This window comes from Spirosoma radiotolerans (assembly GCF_000974425.1).
GTDB lineage: Bacteria > Bacteroidota > Bacteroidia > Cytophagales > Spirosomataceae > Spirosoma > Spirosoma radiotolerans.
The window spans coordinates 1,836,200-1,852,543 of sequence record NZ_CP010429.1; the positions used below are offsets into that span (position 1 = coordinate 1,836,200).

The 16,344-nt window shown below is 48.0% G+C and carries 15 protein-coding genes; 7 read left to right on the top strand and 8 right to left on the bottom strand.

Annotation, left to right across the window (positions count from 1 at the left end; genetic code table 11):
* Nucleotides 1–71: 71 nt before the first annotated feature.
* The gene (locus SD10_RS07235) at nucleotides 72–431 is read right to left on the bottom strand and encodes a hypothetical protein (protein ID WP_046579161.1); all 360 of its coding nucleotides are present in this window, start codon (nucleotides 429–431) and stop codon (nucleotides 72–74) included.
* Nucleotides 432–591: 160 nt separating this feature from the next.
* Between SD10_RS07235 and SD10_RS07240 the strand changes: the two genes are divergently transcribed.
* Nucleotides 592–1,572, top strand: a complete 981-nt coding sequence (locus tag SD10_RS07240) for a gluconolaconase (RefSeq protein ID WP_052731105.1) — start codon at nucleotides 592–594, stop codon at nucleotides 1,570–1,572.
* Nucleotides 1,573–1,645: 73 nt separating this feature from the next.
* Here SD10_RS07240 and SD10_RS07245 read toward each other — a convergent pair whose 3' ends face one another.
* Nucleotides 1,646–2,290 carry a 3-keto-disaccharide hydrolase gene (locus tag SD10_RS07245; protein ID WP_046579165.1) on the bottom strand — a complete coding sequence of 215 codons (645 nt, stop codon included), beginning with the start codon at nucleotides 2,288–2,290 and terminating at the stop codon, nucleotides 1,646–1,648.
* A 237-nt stretch (nucleotides 2,291–2,527) separates the two neighbouring features.
* Here SD10_RS07245 and SD10_RS28625 point away from each other — a divergent pair, with 237 nt between their 5' ends.
* The 3 genes from SD10_RS28625 (at nucleotide 2,528) to SD10_RS07260 (ending at nucleotide 8,291) form a co-directional block, all read left to right on the top strand.
* On the top strand, nucleotides 2,528–6,046 hold the full coding sequence (locus SD10_RS28625; RefSeq protein WP_052731106.1) for a PAS domain-containing protein: 3,519 nt from the start codon (nucleotides 2,528–2,530) through the stop codon (nucleotides 6,044–6,046).
* A 100-nt stretch (nucleotides 6,047–6,146) separates the two neighbouring features.
* Nucleotides 6,147–7,034 carry a hypothetical protein gene (locus SD10_RS07255; protein WP_052731107.1) on the top strand — a complete coding sequence of 296 codons (888 nt, stop codon included), beginning with the start codon at nucleotides 6,147–6,149 and terminating at the stop codon, nucleotides 7,032–7,034.
* An 81-nt stretch (nucleotides 7,035–7,115) separates the two neighbouring features.
* On the top strand, nucleotides 7,116–8,291 hold the full coding sequence (locus SD10_RS07260) for a cation:proton antiporter (RefSeq protein WP_046376335.1): 1,176 nt from the start codon (nucleotides 7,116–7,118) through the stop codon (nucleotides 8,289–8,291).
* A 39-nt stretch (nucleotides 8,292–8,330) separates the two neighbouring features.
* On the opposite strand, the gene SD10_RS07265 is transcribed toward SD10_RS07260, so the two are convergent.
* Complete coding sequence (locus SD10_RS07265) at nucleotides 8,331–8,666, bottom strand: hypothetical protein (protein ID WP_227699165.1); 336 nt, start codon at nucleotides 8,664–8,666, stop codon at nucleotides 8,331–8,333.
* Between the two features lie 36 nt (nucleotides 8,667–8,702).
* Here SD10_RS07265 and nhaD point away from each other — a divergent pair, with 36 nt between their 5' ends.
* Nucleotides 8,703–9,998 carry a sodium:proton antiporter NhaD gene (nhaD, locus tag SD10_RS07270; protein WP_046376337.1) on the top strand — a complete coding sequence of 432 codons (1,296 nt, stop codon included), beginning with the start codon at nucleotides 8,703–8,705 and terminating at the stop codon, nucleotides 9,996–9,998.
* 78 nt (nucleotides 9,999–10,076) lie between these two features.
* Nucleotides 10,077–10,790, top strand: a complete 714-nt coding sequence (locus tag SD10_RS07275) for a hypothetical protein (protein WP_046376338.1) — start codon at nucleotides 10,077–10,079, stop codon at nucleotides 10,788–10,790.
* Nucleotides 10,791–10,952: 162 nt separating this feature from the next.
* On the opposite strand, the gene SD10_RS07280 is transcribed toward SD10_RS07275, so the two are convergent.
* Both SD10_RS07280 and SD10_RS07285 read right to left on the bottom strand, forming a co-directional pair.
* The gene (locus SD10_RS07280; RefSeq protein ID WP_046376339.1) at nucleotides 10,953–12,047 is read right to left on the bottom strand and encodes a hybrid sensor histidine kinase/response regulator; all 1,095 of its coding nucleotides are present in this window, start codon (nucleotides 12,045–12,047) and stop codon (nucleotides 10,953–10,955) included.
* Between the two features lie 37 nt (nucleotides 12,048–12,084).
* Nucleotides 12,085–14,202, bottom strand: coding sequence for a sensor histidine kinase (locus SD10_RS07285; protein WP_148562393.1), 2,118 nt, complete (start codon nucleotides 14,200–14,202; stop codon nucleotides 12,085–12,087).
* A 359-nt stretch (nucleotides 14,203–14,561) separates the two neighbouring features.
* On the opposite strand from SD10_RS07285, the gene SD10_RS07290 reads away from it, so the two are divergent.
* The gene (locus SD10_RS07290; RefSeq protein WP_046376341.1) at nucleotides 14,562–14,789 is read left to right on the top strand and encodes a hypothetical protein; all 228 of its coding nucleotides are present in this window, start codon (nucleotides 14,562–14,564) and stop codon (nucleotides 14,787–14,789) included.
* 130 nt (nucleotides 14,790–14,919) lie between these two features.
* On the opposite strand, the gene SD10_RS07295 is transcribed toward SD10_RS07290, so the two are convergent.
* The 3 genes from SD10_RS07295 to SD10_RS07305 are packed head-to-tail and all read right to left on the bottom strand — an operon-like array spanning nucleotide 14,920 to nucleotide 16,280.
* Entirely contained in the window at nucleotides 14,920–15,219 is a 300-nt protein-coding gene (locus SD10_RS07295; protein ID WP_046376342.1) for a winged helix-turn-helix domain-containing protein, read from the bottom strand.
* Nucleotides 15,216–15,866 (bottom strand): hypothetical protein, encoded by a 651-nt coding sequence (locus SD10_RS07300; RefSeq protein WP_046376343.1) that lies wholly within the window; start codon nucleotides 15,864–15,866, stop codon nucleotides 15,216–15,218. Before SD10_RS07300 ends, SD10_RS07295 begins: the two co-directional genes overlap by 4 nt.
* Nucleotides 15,867–15,908: 42 nt before the next feature.
* The gene (locus SD10_RS07305; RefSeq protein WP_046376344.1) at nucleotides 15,909–16,280 is read right to left on the bottom strand and encodes a diacylglycerol kinase family protein; all 372 of its coding nucleotides are present in this window, start codon (nucleotides 16,278–16,280) and stop codon (nucleotides 15,909–15,911) included.
* Nucleotides 16,281–16,344: the final 64 nt, after the last annotated feature.

The window sequence follows — 16,344 nt, forward strand, 5'->3', positions numbered from 1 at the left end:
TATAGTGAAAAAGTCCGGAAAATTTTACATGTTCCGGACTTTTTTCTTGCAAATATCGTGTAAATGACTTATTAGCCCGCAGAAATGGGGTCAATTGGCTTCACAGCCCCGTCAGTGTTGACGTGAGCGCGGTCTTCTACATGGAATTTTGCCATCAATTCGGGCGAAACTTCATTGGAATAAGTGCCTTGTGGCGACACAAATACCCCTTTCATGCCATTCGAAGCCGTAATTGCATACAAGGTCATTTCATCGCCAGGGTCCGATGTGCCTTCAAAACGGTGAAATTCGTCCACGTTGAAATCTTCTCCTTTCAGCTTCGTTTCGGTGCTTTTCTCTTCCAGAAAATCTTTCTTAGGACCAAACTCGTGCGTGTATCCGCGGCTCCGAAGGTCTTCCATGGCTTCGGTCAGGGTGGTGAAGTGTTTCATAATCGTTGAGGGATGTTGTAGTAGGTAAAACGGAAAACAGGGCTGGATGGTTTTAATCTGATTTAGCCATCCATACCGAAAAGAAGAACAGAGGGGTGTTAAACATTTATCAATCATGGGTGATTTATAATCAACAATCCAACTAAAACGATACAGATTAATGGTTCGTCCAGCCTACACACTGCTTGCTCTGATGGCCTTGGTTACGGCCTGTAATACAAGCGACCCCGTATTCGACGCCCCCGTCATTCCCGAGCGTATTCCGTTTTCGGCAACCCGACAATACCCGGAAGGAATAACCTATGCGCCTTCGCTGAGCCGATTTCTGATCAGTTCTATTACCCAGGGAAAAGTAGGGACGGTCGATGAAAAGGGACTATACATGGACCTTATCACCGACGATAAACAGTTGATTAGCAGCGTTGGTATGAAAGTGCGGAACAACCTGCTTTATGTGTGTAATGGAGATCAGGGTGTTTCCGATAAAAGTACACCGCAAACGGCGCTTAAGACGGCTGGGTTGTTTGTGTATGATCTGGCCTCCAAACAGAATGTACGGCGGGTCGATCTGGCAGCACTCCGGCCAGGAGTCAATCATTATGCCAATGATATAGCGTTCGATGATCAGGGAAATGCGTACGTAACGGATTCGTTCGACTCGGTCATTTATAAAGTACCCACCGACACATCCCGCGCGAGTATCCTACTCAATTCGCCCCTCTTCATTGGCGAACAGGGCATCAACCTGAACGGTATCGTTTACCATCCGGATAAATTTCTCATTGTGGTGAAGTCAAATGAGGGGAAACTTTTTAAAGTCGATTTGGCCAATGCCAACAACGTCTCGGAAATAACAGGTGTAACACTGTTGAATGGCGATGGGATGGTGCTTTACAACAACGACTTATACGTTGTAAATGGCCGCAATAAAGTGTCGCAGGTGCGCTCGACGGACGGATGGAAAACGGCTTCGGTTGTCAAAACCGATTCGGTTGGCTACAATCAGGCCACAACCAACGTACTGGTGAACGATAAACTTTATACGATCAACGCCCGGATTGATGAGGTGAGTGCCGCCGTAGCCGCCAAAAATCCGGCTCAGCTACAGGAAAATACGTACAGTATTCAGCAGTTTAAATAAGCGCTAGTAAAACCGAATAAGCGCAAAGCAGAGGCAGTTTAGGGCTCTCTACTTTGCGCTTATTTCTCATTTGTTAATCGGGTAATACCTTAATCTGGATGTCTTTATAGAAGACTTTGCTTTTGGGATCATGCCCTTGTAAGGCAATGGTTCCGCTACTGAGCTTTTTGCCGGAGCTGCCATTACTAACGCTATCGGCTTCGGTATAATCGTTGATTACTTTGTCATTCACCTTGATGATTACCTTCTTACCCTGCACGATGATGTGTTCGGTATACCACTCGCCATCTTTCACGAATACTTCTTTTACATCCTGAAGACCATACACACTGCCCGTCTTGCGCCAGTCGGTGTGGGATTGATTGACCTGAATTTCATACCCTTTAGATGGCCAGCCCGATGGCTGATAAGCAGTGTGAATAAACATTCCAGAGTTTGAACCAGGCATGGTTTTTACCTGCGCCTTCCATTCGAAGTTTTTGAAATTGTGATTGTTAACAGGCCCTTCGTAGAACAAATGAGCGCGTGGTCCGGCCACCACAATAGCACCATCCTGAACGCTGAATGTTTCCGGGCTCTCTTCAGTAACTTTCCAGCCATTGAGCGTCTTGCCGTCGAAAATGCTGACCCAGCCACCGGCAGTTGGCCGGCTAATAAAACCGACACACAGGCCAATTGCCAGTAGGACGGCTAAAAAACGGATTGAGGTAGTATGCATAAATAGATCTTTAGGAGGTAAAGCAAAAATGGGTCTGTAACTAATCGTCCACTGGCAACCGACTTGCATGAATTCCGGTTTGGCCGGTGTCATGTCCTAGTAAAATTTAATAAAATGACGTGATTGTGTAAGAAGCTGGCCCCCAATGTGGACAGGCTTACAGAGGTCATACCATAAATTTGAGTAACTTGCTACGCTTTTTGACCAGGCTTTATAACCGCCTATGTCGCCAATCTGATGCTTTCTGCTTTATCAAATCAACTTTCTTTATCCCAACTTTTCGATCAACTGCCCGACAATGTGGTGTGGATGCGCGCTGTACGCCAAGCCGCTGATCAACCGGATGAATCCACTGATGGCGGCAACGAATTCAGTAAAAACCAGATCGTTGATTTCGTTATTGACTATGCCAACCCGAAGGCGCAGCAAACTATATCAAGTCAGTATTTGATTGAAGTCGGTACGTCCATTCGCCACGGCAATCCTGCCTATCAAGCTTTAGCGGAACTGGCTTTCCATCAGTTACGTGACATAGTCGACAATGCAGTTGCTACGGAGTTCGAATATTTCGATGATATTCTCAGGCAATGGCTTTTAGTGACCCGTTCTAAAGCGGGCGACGGGGTGTTGAGTATAACCCGTGTAATTACGAAAGCAAAAGAGCTTACCCTGGAAGCCGAACGCCAGCGTACACTCCTGGATAATGTCCTCAACACCTCGCTGATGACGGTATTCGTTTACGAGGCTATCCGCGACGAACAGGGACAAATTCTGGATTTTAGTGTGCGGCTGGTCAATGAGCGGGCGCGGGCCAGTGTACTGGCTCGTTTGGGAATTGATATTGACGGTAAAACCCTGCTTGACGTCAATCCTGATTCACGGCAGGCGGGTCAGTTCAATCTGTTTTGCCAGGTAATCGAATCGGGACAGCCCATCCAGGTCGAACAATTTTATTCGGGTCCTAAAGCCTGGTACAACACCTCGATCACCAAACTGAACGATGGCGTTGTGGTGATGGGGAACGACATTACAGAACAAAAGCAGATTGCCCTCGAAACCGAGCGACAACGTACGCTACTGGATGGGGTTCTAAACGCATCGCAGGACGCAATTCTGGTGCTGGAAGCCATTCGGGATGAGCAGGGTAAACTAACGGATTTTCGCTTTACGCACGCCAATTCGATGGTGACGCACTTGCTGAGTTATTCCATCGATACAGTCCTCCAACACACGTTTCGGACGCTCTATTCTGGACCTCAGGAGACGACATTGTTTAACCAATATCGATCCGTTACGGAAACGGGCCTGCCTTATCAGGAAGAGTTGGCTTATACGCGAAATGGCCAGACTAAGTGGTATCGTGTTTCTGCCGTTAAACTGGGTGATGGAGTTACGCTATCTATTACTGACATAACGAAGACCCAAATAGCCGAGAAGGCTATCATAAAATCGGCGACCGATTTGCAGGCCGTTATTGATATTGCCCAAACGGGTATCTTCGTCATCAGTCCTGTTTATGATGGCGAAAACCGGCATGTTGATTTTCGGTTCGAGATTGTCAACCGCACGCTGGCCGCTCTGGTTGATCAGACGCCCGCTCGTTTACAGGGGACGCTCTTTTCCGATTGGTTTACCAGCTATCGTGATACACCTGTTTTTGAGCATTATAAACAGGTTCTTGACACGCGTGAAGACCGGCACTTCGAGATAAATTACGCCGTCGATGGTCTTGACGAGTGGTTCGATGTGAAGGCTGTACGATTCAATGGTGATGTATTAGTTACGTTTACGAATTATACTGAGCTTAAACGGGTTCAGCACGCGCTGGAACAAACCGCAAACCAGGCCGAACGGCAGGCCGAATTGTTGAATAGTGTATTGAATGGCTCCAGTAGTGGGGTTATTGCGTTTGAAGCCATTCGGGATGAAACGAACCGCATTATCGATTTTAGCTTTTTGGCGGCCAACCGTAGCTCCACACAAATGATTAACAAAAAACTCGATGAGATGATCGGCAGCACCTTGCTGACCATTTTTCCGGGTAATGTACAAACGGGCTTGTTCGACTTATATGTACGAACCACCGAAACGGGCGAGCCCGGCCGTACGGAAGTCTATTATAATCATGATGGGCTTGATTTCTGGCTCGACATATTCAGTCAAAAGCTGAGCGATGGCTTAGTCGTTACCTTTACCGATATATCGGCTACTAAACGGTCGGCCCTGACCATTGAGCAATCGGCTGACGAACTGCGCACCGTGATTGATTCGGCCCAGGTCGCTATTTTTCTGATCAATCCAGTCTACAATGCATCGGGGAAAATTGCTGATTTTCGGTTCCGAACAGCTAACCAGATGATTGCCAGTTATGTTGGCCAGGAGCCCGACGCCTTGATGGGCGAGTTGGTGAGCCGATGGTTTCCGGAGTATTTGACCAATGGATTATTTCAGCGATACGTTGCCATTTTTGAAACAGGTCGAACGCAGCACTTCAACTTTCATTCTGAAACAAATAGCCTTGATGCCTGGGAAAGTTATACAGTTGTTAAGGTTGGGGCGGATATATTGGTGACGTTCTCTGATTTTACGGAACTTAAGAAACTTCAGCAACGCCTGGAAGCATCGGCTACGGAGTTACAAACGGTTATCGATACGTGCCAGACTGGTATTTTTCTGTTTAGTCCCGTCCGGAATCAGCTTGGAGAGGTGATTGATTTCCGGTTCCGACTGGCCAACCGGCAGCTAGCCTCGTATGTCGGGCAGGAGCCAGAGGTCGTAGTAGGGGCTCTGGGCAGTACGTGGTTTCCGGATTACAAAACCAATGGCCTGTTCGAGCGGTATCATAAAACGTACATGACAGGTGAATCGCAACGGTTCGATTTTCACTACGATGGCAGCGGTATTGATGTCTGGCTCGATATTATGACTACCAAATCGGGAGACGATGTGCTGGTTACATTTGGAGACTACACGCCCCTGAAACAACTTCAGCAACAGCTGGAAAACTCGGTTATTGACCTACAGCGGTCAAACAAGAACCTGGAGCAGTTTGCCTACATAGCCTCCCACGATTTGCAGGAACCCTTGCGTAAGATTCAGGCATTTGGCGATATTATCCAGTCGCAGTTTGCGCCGGTCATTGGCGATTCGGGTGCCGATATGATTGCCCGTATGCAGTCGGCCGCAGCCCGAATGCAGATACTCATTAAAGACGTGTTGGCCTATTCGCGCATTGCAACCAAGCGGGAATCCATTGGACCGGTAAACCTCAATCAAGTAGTCGCCGATGTACTGGTTGATATAGAAACGGCTGTTAATGAGAAGAACGCCGTGATAAAAGTTGAGTCGATGCCCACTGTTCGGGGCGATTCGGCCCAATTGCGGCAGCTTTTTCAAAACCTCATTAGTAATGCACTCAAGTTTACCAAAACAGATAAAAACGCTGACCGGCCTACCATCCTGATCACCAGCCGCCGAATCCGTGGGCGTGATCTGACGGGAGGCACGGTAATCGCTACGGATGCTGACCGGCTGTTTCACCTGATTGAAATTGACGACAATGGTATCGGGTTTGACCCGCATCAGGCTGAGCGCATTTTTCAGGTGTTTCAGCGGCTTCATGGCCGGAGCGAATACCAGGGGACCGGCATTGGACTGGCTATCGTTCAGAAAGTTGTCGAGAACCACCAGGGGCATATTGTGGCCGAAGGAAGGCCGGGCCAGGGCTCTACATTTCGAATCCTGTTGCCTGTTTAAGGACCCAGCTAGTATACCAGTTACACGAAACTGGTTGTTGCGTTCATCATTTTACCCTTTCAATTCGTTACTTTGGGACTTGAATCAACCGGAAGTCTTCATGCGTAATTTCATTTTGCTGTTTTTAGGGATGGCCGCGGCTGCGTGCAAACTCAGCGTACCCAGTGTTTACGATGCTAATTTTGCATCTGATCCAACGGTTGCCCCCGTGACACCCGGTCAAATCGACGAAGCGTCGGGTATGGTGGATAGCCGTAGCCAGCCCGGTTCGCTCTGGATTGAGCAGGACAGTGGCAGCCCCGCCGAACTGGCGCTGCTGGACTATAACGGAACCGTAAAAGGTAAAATAACCATACCAACCCTTGCCAATCGCGACTGGGAAGAACTGGCCTCGGGGCCAGGCCCTAAGGACGGCGTAAATTATCTGTACATTGGCGATATAGGTGATAACAACGCCCAATATCAAACCGTCCAGATTTATCGATTGCCTGAACCCGCTTCGCTACAGGCCTCGATCACGTCGATTGATCGCATCAATTTTCGGTATCCCCAGGGGCCTCGTGATGCCGAAGCCATGTTCGTGGATCCCCAAACGAAAGATATTTATGTGATCTCGAAACGGGAGGAAAAAGTACACCTCTATGGGCTAGCCTATCCGCAAAGCACCAGTGACCTGATTACCGCCACTGATTACGGCGAATTACCCTCGTTTGGGGGCGGCCTGGCCAACTATGTAACAGGAGCAGCCATCTCACCCGATGGAAAAGAAATTCTGGTCCGGACATACACCACCGTGTATTACTGGAAGCGCGATGGTGGCCAGAGCATTCCCGACGCCCTGCAGTATGGCACCCGGCGCTCGTTGGTCACCCGACTGGAGCCACAGGGAGAAGCGGTCTGCTTTGACAAAGACGCAAAGGGCTTTTTTACCATTAGTGAGCGGGCGAGTGCTTCGTCCGTAAATCTGTATTACTACGCCCGAAAGTAAGGGTTTACCCCGCCAGTATAAGGGAATGGATGCAGGAATTGGTCTTTTCGTCAGCTATGTATATGTGATTTATTTTGCCGAATGGATTCATCAATTCTGATTATAGTCCTGAGTTTGTCGGTATTGATTTCCTATGGCTTCGACTTATTCAGTAGTCGGTTCAAAACACCTTCTGTTTTGTTGCTGCTCCTGCTGGGGATGCTGACCAGACAGGCGACGCAGTATTTCGATGTTCAGGTCCCGTACGTCAATGCCATTTTGCCAACGCTGGGTACGCTGGGGCTCATTCTGATTGTGCTGGAAGGAGGGCTCGATCTGGAGCTTCACACAGATCGGCTGAGTGTGTTACGACGAACGCTGCTCGCTTCGTTGCTCGCCATTGCTGGTGGAACGCTGCTCATGGCGGGTATGCTCTACCTGCTTCTGAACGATTCCTTCTATCATTGCCTGATTGCAGCGCTGCCGTTCTCGATCATCAGCAGTACCGTCACGGTTCAGCGGGTAGACCAATTGTCGGGGGGGCAGCGCGAATATGCGGTTTATGAATCGGCCTTTGCCAGTATCCTGGGTATTATGGCCTATAACTTCCTGTTGCTGAGCCGGGATTCAGTCATGAGTGCGGTATGGCTCTTTGCCCGCGATACGTTTTTTATGGCGTTTATTTCGCTGATTTGCTGCTTTCTGCTGCTTTATCTGATTGGCCGAATTAACCACCGAATTAAATTCCTGCCGATCATATCGGTTCTTTTCCTGGTCTATGCCCTGGCCGAAATCAACCACCTGTCGTCTCTGTTGCTCATTCTTATTTTTGGCTTGTTCCTCAACAATACGGAGTTATTCATCCGGGGGCGGCTGAGCCTGATTCTTAAGAATGATCTGTTTGAGAAAGAGCTAGACCAACTCAAAAACCTGACGGCTGAAGGTTCGTTCGTTGTACGCACGTTCTTTTATCTGATTTTAGGTTACGCAGCTATTCCCCATGAATTAGTTGATGTCGACGCGCTGATTGTGAGTGCATTATTCGTGCTCATCATTATTGGCTGGCGCTGGGTAACGCTTCGGCTGACCTACTGGGGAACCTCAGGCGCCTTGTTGTGGGTGGCCCCTCGTGGCCTGATCACGCTTTTACTTTATTTGAACATTCCCGAAGATTTACGATTGCAGGGTTTCCGGGAAGGCATACCACTTCTGGTCGTTGTGTTGCTCTACCTGGTTGTTATGGCGGGCATAATGGGAAGCAGAAAGGTAAGGGAATGATGAATAAAAAATATTTATTTTATCATCACTCACCGTTCATCATTCCCTCATGTATTGCCAGAAAGCCCACCATCGGCGCGATTTTAAATAGGCTAAATTCTCTTCGTTGGCGAATGCTTCCCGCTCAAAGCTGATGTTTCGATAAGCCTGATAATGCTGACCATATTGCAACCGACGAATGAGGTATTCAAGGACATACCAGATGTAGAACAAGACAACACCCAGTTCGGCCTGCTGGCGCAAATGAATTCGTTCGTGATTAAGGAGAACAGGCCCTGGATTTGCCTGTTTCACTAAAATAAATGGAAACAAGGCCATTCCATCCGGACCCAGTGACGCAAGGCGAATGACGAACATAGACGCGGGTAGGTTCATAAGCGGCTAACAAGAATTAAGACAAAATGGCTCATTATGGCAAGTATACTCACTATTCTCTTTGTAATCGGTTACCTGTTGATTACCCTTGAACATTCCATTAAGATTAACAAGACGGCCACGGCGCTCATTACCGGTATCTTATGCTGGGCCACTTATGCGCTCATGGCAACCGAAGCCGAAGCTGTTGGGCATCAACTGGAGCATCACCTGACAGATACAGCTGAGATTCTGTTTTTTCTGATGGGAGCCATGACGGTTGTCGAACTGATCGATGTACACGACGGATTTACGCTCATTACGGATCGTATTGCCAGCCGAAATATTCGCACCTTATTCTGGATTGTGAGTCTGCTCGCCTTTTTCTTGTCGGCTTTGTTAGATAACCTCACGACCTCCATTGTTATGGTGTCGGTTGCCCGTAAACTGATTCGGGATACGGAAGATCGGCACATGATGGCGGGTATGATTATCCTGGCGGCCAATGCGGGGGGCGCCTGGTCGCCCATTGGCGACGTTACGACAACCATGCTCTGGATTGGCGGCCAAATTACGACGACTCATATTATCAGTACGGTGTTGCTGCCCAGCCTGGTTTCTTTACTGGTGCCGTTGGTAATACTGACGCGATTCTATAAATCCAGGTCTGAAGAAAAACCAATAACGGCGAAGTCGGGAATTAGTCGTCCCTACGTCACGCCTATGTCTCGGCGTGACCGGCGAATCATGCTGGCTATTGGGTTGGGCGGTATGCTGTTCGTGCCTATTTTTAAGACAATTACCCACTTGCCACCCTACATGGGCATGATGCTGGTGCTTGGTTGCATTTGGGTGGCCTCGGAGATTATACATAGTGACAAAGACGAAGCGGAGCGGAAAAAGTTTACGGCCTCTTATGCACTAAGCCGGATCGACACGCCCAGTATTCTCTTCTTTCTCGGCATACTGCTCGCTGTTGGGGCGCTGGAGTCGACGGGTGTACTGCGGTCGCTGGCCGACTCCTTGAGCCAGGCCGTTGGTAATCTGGACAGTATTGTTCTGCTCATTGGCGTTGCCTCGGCCGTGGTCGATAATGTGCCCATCGTAGCTGCAGCTATGGGAATGTATGATATGCAAACCTATGCCGTCGATAATAAACTATGGATGTTTCTGGCCTATTGTGCCGGCACGGGCGGCAGTCTGCTGCTGATTGGCTCGGCGGCTGGTGTAGCGGTTATGGGCATGGAAAAGCTGTCGTTTGGCTGGTATCTGCGCAAGGTAAGCTGGCTCGCCCTGATTGGCTATGTAGCCGGAGCCTTGATCTTTCTTGCTCAGTTTGCGCTCTTGTCCTGATTGATGAAGCGTCGACGGAGCCTATTGCTGTTCCTGGTGCTATGTTGTATCTTTGATAGACACATTCGCTGAAATAATATGAAAAAGCTAGTATTATTTGTTGGAGTGGTAGCCGTGTGCTGGCAATCGGCTCTGGCCCAAACAACCCCAACGGCCGAAGAGGTAATCGACAAATACATTGCAGCCATTGGCGGTAAAGATGCCTTAATGAAAGTGACTGACATGACCACCAGCATGTCCAGTGAAGGGCAGATGGGCGCCATTTTGATCACGCGGAAACAGAAACTACCGAACAAGTTCTCGATGGTCATTAACGCCAACGGTATGGAAGTAATGCGGCAGACGGGCGATGGCTCGAAGGTGGCTATGGGTGGCATGCAGGGAAGTCGTACCCTTGAGGGACCAGCTGCTCAACAGATGACAGCCACTAATACCATCTTTCCTGAGTTGCATTACGCCGAAAATGGCGTGAAAACGACGCTGGTCGGACCTGAAAAAGTAGATAATAAAGACACCTACAAACTTAGCCACACGACCTCTGATGGATCGGCTACCTGGACCGATAACTTCGATGCGACGACGGGGCTCAAAGTACAATCTGTGATGACGGGCAAATCGCAGAAAGGCGAAGCGATGATGTCGACAATGGTCTACTCTGATTATAAAGACGTAAACGGTATCAAATTTCCGATGACGATCCAGCAGCAGTCGCCCCGTGGTCCTATGACCATGACCATCGACAACGTGAAGATCAATAAAGGCCTGAAAGATTCAGATTTTACGGTAAAGTAATTATGGGATCAAGCGAAAATCTTTGACAAAGCCGAGACCCATAGTTGCTTGATTCTCTGAGTTACCCGCATTGTTAACGTTCAACTCAATCTATGTCCGGCCAATGAAAAGCCGATGGAGTTCACCCATCGGCTTTTCATTGGCTGAACCGTTTAAATTGTATCAGGCTGGTATCGGGAGTTGGACAACAACCTGCGTTGTGCTTAGGTCCAGGCTCTCGATATGAAGAGAGCCTTTATTGAATTCTAACAGCTTGTTGGTAATGGCGATGCCTAATCCGAAGCCCTGCTGCTCATACCGGGAACGGTCGAATTGCCGGTAGGGCGCTGTTTGTTTAATATCGTCCTGATGAAAAGGCTGCCCATGATTCAGGAAGGTCAATTCATAATAGTCTGGTTTTAATCGACCCGTTATGTGAATCGACTGATCATCAGCCGAAAACTTAATGGCATTATCCGTTAGTTCTTCCAGAATGATAGCCAGGTTTTCATCCGAAATTACCAGTTGTGCACTCTCTACATTAAGCTGACACGGGATTTGTCGATTTTGACGATAGCCTGCCGAAAGCAAATGTTTGTTAAATACATCGGCAGTAATTTCGGAACGACCAGTACTGAAAAAACTGTAGGCTGTATCCGCAGGATCAATGGTCTGCAGTCGGGTAATCAGTCGGTTATTGTCCAGAGATCGTTTTAGGCGCAGGCAATTAACTTTGATCATGTCCAGCATCGACAAATTCTCGGCCCGGCTAAATTCTCCGTAATAATCGATTAGTAAGGAAGTAAAGCCCAGTATCCCGGTGAGGGGCGTATTGTATTCGTGGGTAGAGAGATTTGTCATAGCCCTGAGCTGCTCCTGAAGGAGTGTATGGGTATGCGCTTTTCGTTGCGCTTCACGCTGGAGCCTCGTCCGAATAGCCGTGAGCAGGGTGTCCATGGTGAACGGCTTCGTCAGGTAATCGTCGGCTCCCAGCGCCATGCCTTTGCGCGTGTCCGTCATATCGGCTTTGGCGGTCAGGAACAAAAATGGTGTATTGCTCAACAATGGATTGGCGCGAATGACTTCCAGCGTTTGAAAGCCATCCATTTCGGACATCATTATATCGCACAGGATTAGGTCCGGTTGCTGCTGCGTAGCCTGTTTAATGCCTTCATTTCCATTGGAGGCTGTATAGACAGTAAACCCATTCAGTGTTAATAATTCGGCTAGATTCTCACGAATAAGTGTTTCATCTTCAATTAGTAACAGTTTTTGCATGGCGAGGATAGCGCTTTTTGGTAAGTTAATTCAGGAATCAACAGGAATAGGACTGATAGGGGATTTTGATCGTACAATGCGTGCCCTGGTTTTCTTCGCTGCCAATAGTTAGGCTTCCCCCATGTAGTTCAACAAACTGACGGGCAATGACTAAGCCCAGCCCTGAGCCCTGGATAGTAACGGCATTACTGGCTCGAAAAAAAGTATTGAACAATTGAGGCAGTTCGCTGGCTGGAATACCGATACCTTTATCAACAACAGTTAAGACGAGTTGCTTCTGTTCAAAATCAACGTGTAATTCAGGATTCTCGGTTGAGAACTTAAACGCATTGGAAAGCAGGTTGCCCAGCACGTGAGTCATCAACTTCTTATCCAGGTATGTCAACTGCGGCTGGCCGTTCACCGTTACAAGCACCGTGCGTTTGTCCTGTCGTTCGGTAAAGTGCGTACGGATCACGTCGTGAATCAGTTGATCAATTTCAATTAGCTGCGGGTTATAATCAATTTTACCGGCTTCGATCTTGGCCACGTTCAACATATCAGACAACATATCGCTCACATTGAGAATCTGGTTTTCAATACTCGCTAAATGCCGTTGAATAACAGGCTGTGCCGCTTCCCGAGGTTGCTCCAGATATAGCTTCACCAACTCGACACTGGACTGGATGGTGGCAAGTGGCGTGCGAAACTCGTGGGAGGCCGTCGTTACAAATTTCGATTTCAACTTATTTAACTCCTGTTCTCTTTCCAGCGACTGCTGCAATAACAACTCAATTTGTTTCTGAGTGGTTATATCTGTAGCCATACCTACGTAACCGGTTATGGTTCCGGATTCATCACGCAACGCCGTTCGGGTGAGTACCACTGGCGTACGACGGCCATCACGGCTGCAGATGGTATAGTTATCTGCCTGACTATCAGCTAGTAGTTTGAATAGCTCAAACGTCGGCTTTACCGGTTGGCCAAGTTGCTCGGTTAATTTTTTGGCCTTATTGTCCAAATCAATCGGATCATAAAACATGATGGGGGTGTGTTGCCCAATGAGCTCGTCGGCCCGGTAGCCCACCAATTTTTCGGCCGCTGGATTAACTGTCTGAATGAGACCCTCGGTGTCGGTTGAAATAATGGCAACACCCGCATGTTCGAGGATTGCTTTCTGTAAGGCCGATAGTTGGTAGATTTCGGTTGTTCGTTCCGAAACCAACTGCGTCAGATTATCCGTATGAATTTTTAACTCCTGTTCTGTCTTTTTAAGTTGCGTAATATCCTGAAAGGAAAATAAAATACCATCCCCACAGGGCGTTAGGGTAAATTCGCCCCAGGCGGTTCGTTGATTAAAATCGTAAGACTGTTGGTATTGCTGTTGTTGCCGTGTTTCGATAACGGTCAATAGCCGTTTGAAAAGACCATCTTTTGCCACTTCCGGGAATAATGATTTTAACGAATTTCCGGTCATCTGCTCAATCGGTAAACCCGTGAAAGTAGCATTCTTTGAGTTGGTGAAAACGTACTGAAAGTCGATAATACGATCCTTTTTCCAGACAGCTTTCCAGAGCACCAGCCCCGCCGGACAATTATCGACAATGGTTTGTAGCGTCTGATTACTCCGATGTAATTCCTGGTTTAGGGTTTGTAGCGTCTGGCTTACTTCGGCCAGTTGCGACTGGCTTCGGCGCAGTTGAAGCAGCGAGACTACCTGGCGGGCCAGGGCTTCCAGGGAGGCCTGTTGCTGGGCGTCCAGTTGTCGGGGTTTCCGGTCAAATACGCATAAGGTGCCTAGTGCCTGACCTTCTCCATCGACCAGCGGCATACCCGCGTAGAAAACAATATTTGGTTCGCCTGTAACGAGCGGATTGGTTATAAACCGCTTGTCGATCCGGGCGTCTGTAACAACCATCAGCTGATCGGGTTCATTGATAGCGTGACTACAGAAGGCATCCTGGCGTGGGGTTTGCGACATTGCCAGTCCATGCGCTGATTTAAACCATTGCCTATGGTCGTCCAGCAAGGAAATCAGCGAAATAGGCGTCTGGCAGATATGCGACGCAATTTGAGTAATTGCGTCGTATTCCTGTTCAGGAAGTGTATCCAGAATGTTATAACTGGTCAGAGCGTGTAGCCGTACCGATTCTTTTTCAGGTGTTGATGTTGTCATGTCGCTGTCAGGCAGAAACCAAAGCAACCTATGCAAAGACGGCCTTGTTTCCACATATTTTTCTTACAGTCTGAATGGTTGTTTTGTAAAAAACTATTGATGATCAGCCGTATGCTGTATTGTACTAGTAGGGTGCCCATACATACATTAACCAATTAGACTGTAATATATTACCTAAACGGTATATTATAGATTTATCAAACATGTAAAATGAAAACTAAAGCTGACTAATGACAGATAGAAATTTAAAAAAAACGACATGACCCTAAAAAAAAGGCTTTATAGTTTTGCGAGAACGAGTACACCGTCTCTGAACTACTTAATGAGACCCTGGGAGCGCGTTTTTAACCATCGTGAGCATGAAGTTTAACAAGAAACTTGTTGGCGCAATCATTAAGAATCGAACGGCAAATGCAGGCCATTGGCAGGTGGAGGTTCAAAGCATGCGTTCAAACTACGTTTTTATTACCAGTTTATTAAAAAGAGAGAAAGCGCTTTCCCCCGGGATTGTCGATCGTTGTCGGGATTTACAGGGGCAATTAATCTCTATGTTAGCCCAAGGGCTGAGCCAGCGATTCATTAAATAGTGTCTTCCTGAAAGTACTTTGTTTTACAAAGTGAAAGGGTAAATAAAAATGAGCATGCGGTAGCTATCCGCCACGACAAGTAGCTGGTAGTGAGTTAAATAAGCGGCTGAAAAAGAATACTCGGCTGGTTTTACAAATTTTTGATGAATTCTTCCAGTGCCATCAGGTGATCCGAGAAGGCTTGCTGACCGGCATCGGTGGCGGAGTAAGTCGTATTTGGTTTGCGCCCAATAAATTGCTTCTGCACAGCCACATAACCGGCTTCTTCCAAAGCACGCAGATGAGTGGCAAGGTTGCCGTCGGTCAGGCCAAGTAACTCTTTAAGCGCGTTGAAACTCATGAACTCATTGACCATCAATACCGACATGATGCTTAGCCGCGCTTTGCTTTCAAAGGCTTTATTGAATTGAGCCAGCAGGTCGTTCTTCATTCAGTGGTTCGTTCGTATTTGAAATACATGGCCAGGCCATACACAATATGCAAAACGCCAAAGCCAACGGCCCAGGTTAGTAGGTTGTAGCCCGGCCAAAACAAGGATAGTAAACCTAGTCCAATTTCGCAGTAGGCCAGCGACTCGACATCGCGGAGAGTGTATTTACTGCCATTCAGCAGCGCCAGTCCGTAGAAAATAAGCGTTACCGGAAAGGCCAGCCAGATTAAGTTGTACTGTAACAGCGCCAGACAAAATACGCCACCCGTAGCCAATGGAACAAGCATAGCCCAGACTAATCGCTGCGATGATGTGTTCCAAACGGTCTGTCCCTGACGTCTGGCTTTTCGAACCGTAAAATAACTTCCTGATAATAACGCCAGTACCAGGACAGCCAGGGCAACCGTTACCAGAAACTGCCTGACTTCCTGATGGTTCATGTGGGTATAATTCGCATCCGAATAATCGTGGCGGAGCGCCGTGAATAGCCCTGTTTGTAAGCGTGCCGAGACGACAATAGCCCCAATAAGCGCGATTACGCCCGCCGAAACGCCCGACAAGCCGCTTAGCGACAGAAATTTAGAAGAGCGTTCCATCAGGCTACGAATTTCCGTCAGGGTTTGTAGATGTTCGCGCGATTCGTGCATGAGTAAAGGGTGAAAATGCGAAAGACTGAAAGATTTCTGTTTTTACGGGAAAAATAGCATCAATAGATGGCCGCCAAAAATAATAAGTCCCACCAGCACGGCCACAATGGTTAAAATCAGGACCGCACCGGACGAGAGGTCTTTAATAGCTTTAATCTGCGGGTGTAAACCTGGAGAGACGAAATCGCATAGTTTCTCGATGGCGGTGTTGAACGCTTCGGCCGCCCAGACAAGCCCGATCTGAGTTAGGATAATGGCCCATTCTACCGGGTTGAGGCTTAAGACAACCCCAGCCCCGATAACCAGAATCGCCACCAGTAAGTGCACTTTGGCATTGTTCTCAAACCGAAACAAATCCAGAATGCCCTGCCCCGCAAACCGAAAGCTCCGCAGTACTTTAGGAAAATCAATCATTTGGCAAAGCTAAGGCGAAAAGAACAGGCTTTCTATTGGCCAGTTGGCAGACGCTCGGTATGAC

Coding starts and splice junctions, on each gene's coding strand:
- SD10_RS07235 (WP_046579161.1), bottom strand. CDS start 431: ATGAAACACTTCACCACCCTGACCGAAGCCATGGAAGACCTTCGGAGC.
- SD10_RS07240 (WP_052731105.1), top strand. CDS start 592: ATGGTTCGTCCAGCCTACACACTGCTTGCTCTGATGGCCTTGGTTACG.
- SD10_RS07245 (WP_046579165.1), bottom strand. CDS start 2,290: ATGCATACTACCTCAATCCGTTTTTTAGCCGTCCTACTGGCAATTGGC.
- SD10_RS28625 (WP_052731106.1), top strand. CDS start 2,528: ATGCTTTCTGCTTTATCAAATCAACTTTCTTTATCCCAACTTTTCGAT.
- SD10_RS07255 (WP_052731107.1), top strand. CDS start 6,147: ATGCGTAATTTCATTTTGCTGTTTTTAGGGATGGCCGCGGCTGCGTGC.
- SD10_RS07260 (WP_046376335.1), top strand. CDS start 7,116: ATGGATTCATCAATTCTGATTATAGTCCTGAGTTTGTCGGTATTGATT.
- SD10_RS07265 (WP_227699165.1), bottom strand. CDS start 8,666: ATGAACCTACCCGCGTCTATGTTCGTCATTCGCCTTGCGTCACTGGGT.
- nhaD (WP_046376337.1), top strand. CDS start 8,703: ATGGCAAGTATACTCACTATTCTCTTTGTAATCGGTTACCTGTTGATT.
- SD10_RS07275 (WP_046376338.1), top strand. CDS start 10,077: ATGAAAAAGCTAGTATTATTTGTTGGAGTGGTAGCCGTGTGCTGGCAA.
- SD10_RS07280 (WP_046376339.1), bottom strand. CDS start 12,047: ATGCAAAAACTGTTACTAATTGAAGATGAAACACTTATTCGTGAGAAT.
- SD10_RS07285 (WP_148562393.1), bottom strand. CDS start 14,202: ATGACAACATCAACACCTGAAAAAGAATCGGTACGGCTACACGCTCTG.
- SD10_RS07290 (WP_046376341.1), top strand. CDS start 14,562: ATGAAGTTTAACAAGAAACTTGTTGGCGCAATCATTAAGAATCGAACG.
- SD10_RS07295 (WP_046376342.1), bottom strand. CDS start 15,219: ATGAAGAACGACCTGCTGGCTCAATTCAATAAAGCCTTTGAAAGCAAA.
- SD10_RS07300 (WP_046376343.1), bottom strand. CDS start 15,866: ATGCACGAATCGCGCGAACATCTACAAACCCTGACGGAAATTCGTAGC.
- SD10_RS07305 (WP_046376344.1), bottom strand. CDS start 16,280: ATGATTGATTTTCCTAAAGTACTGCGGAGCTTTCGGTTTGCGGGGCAG.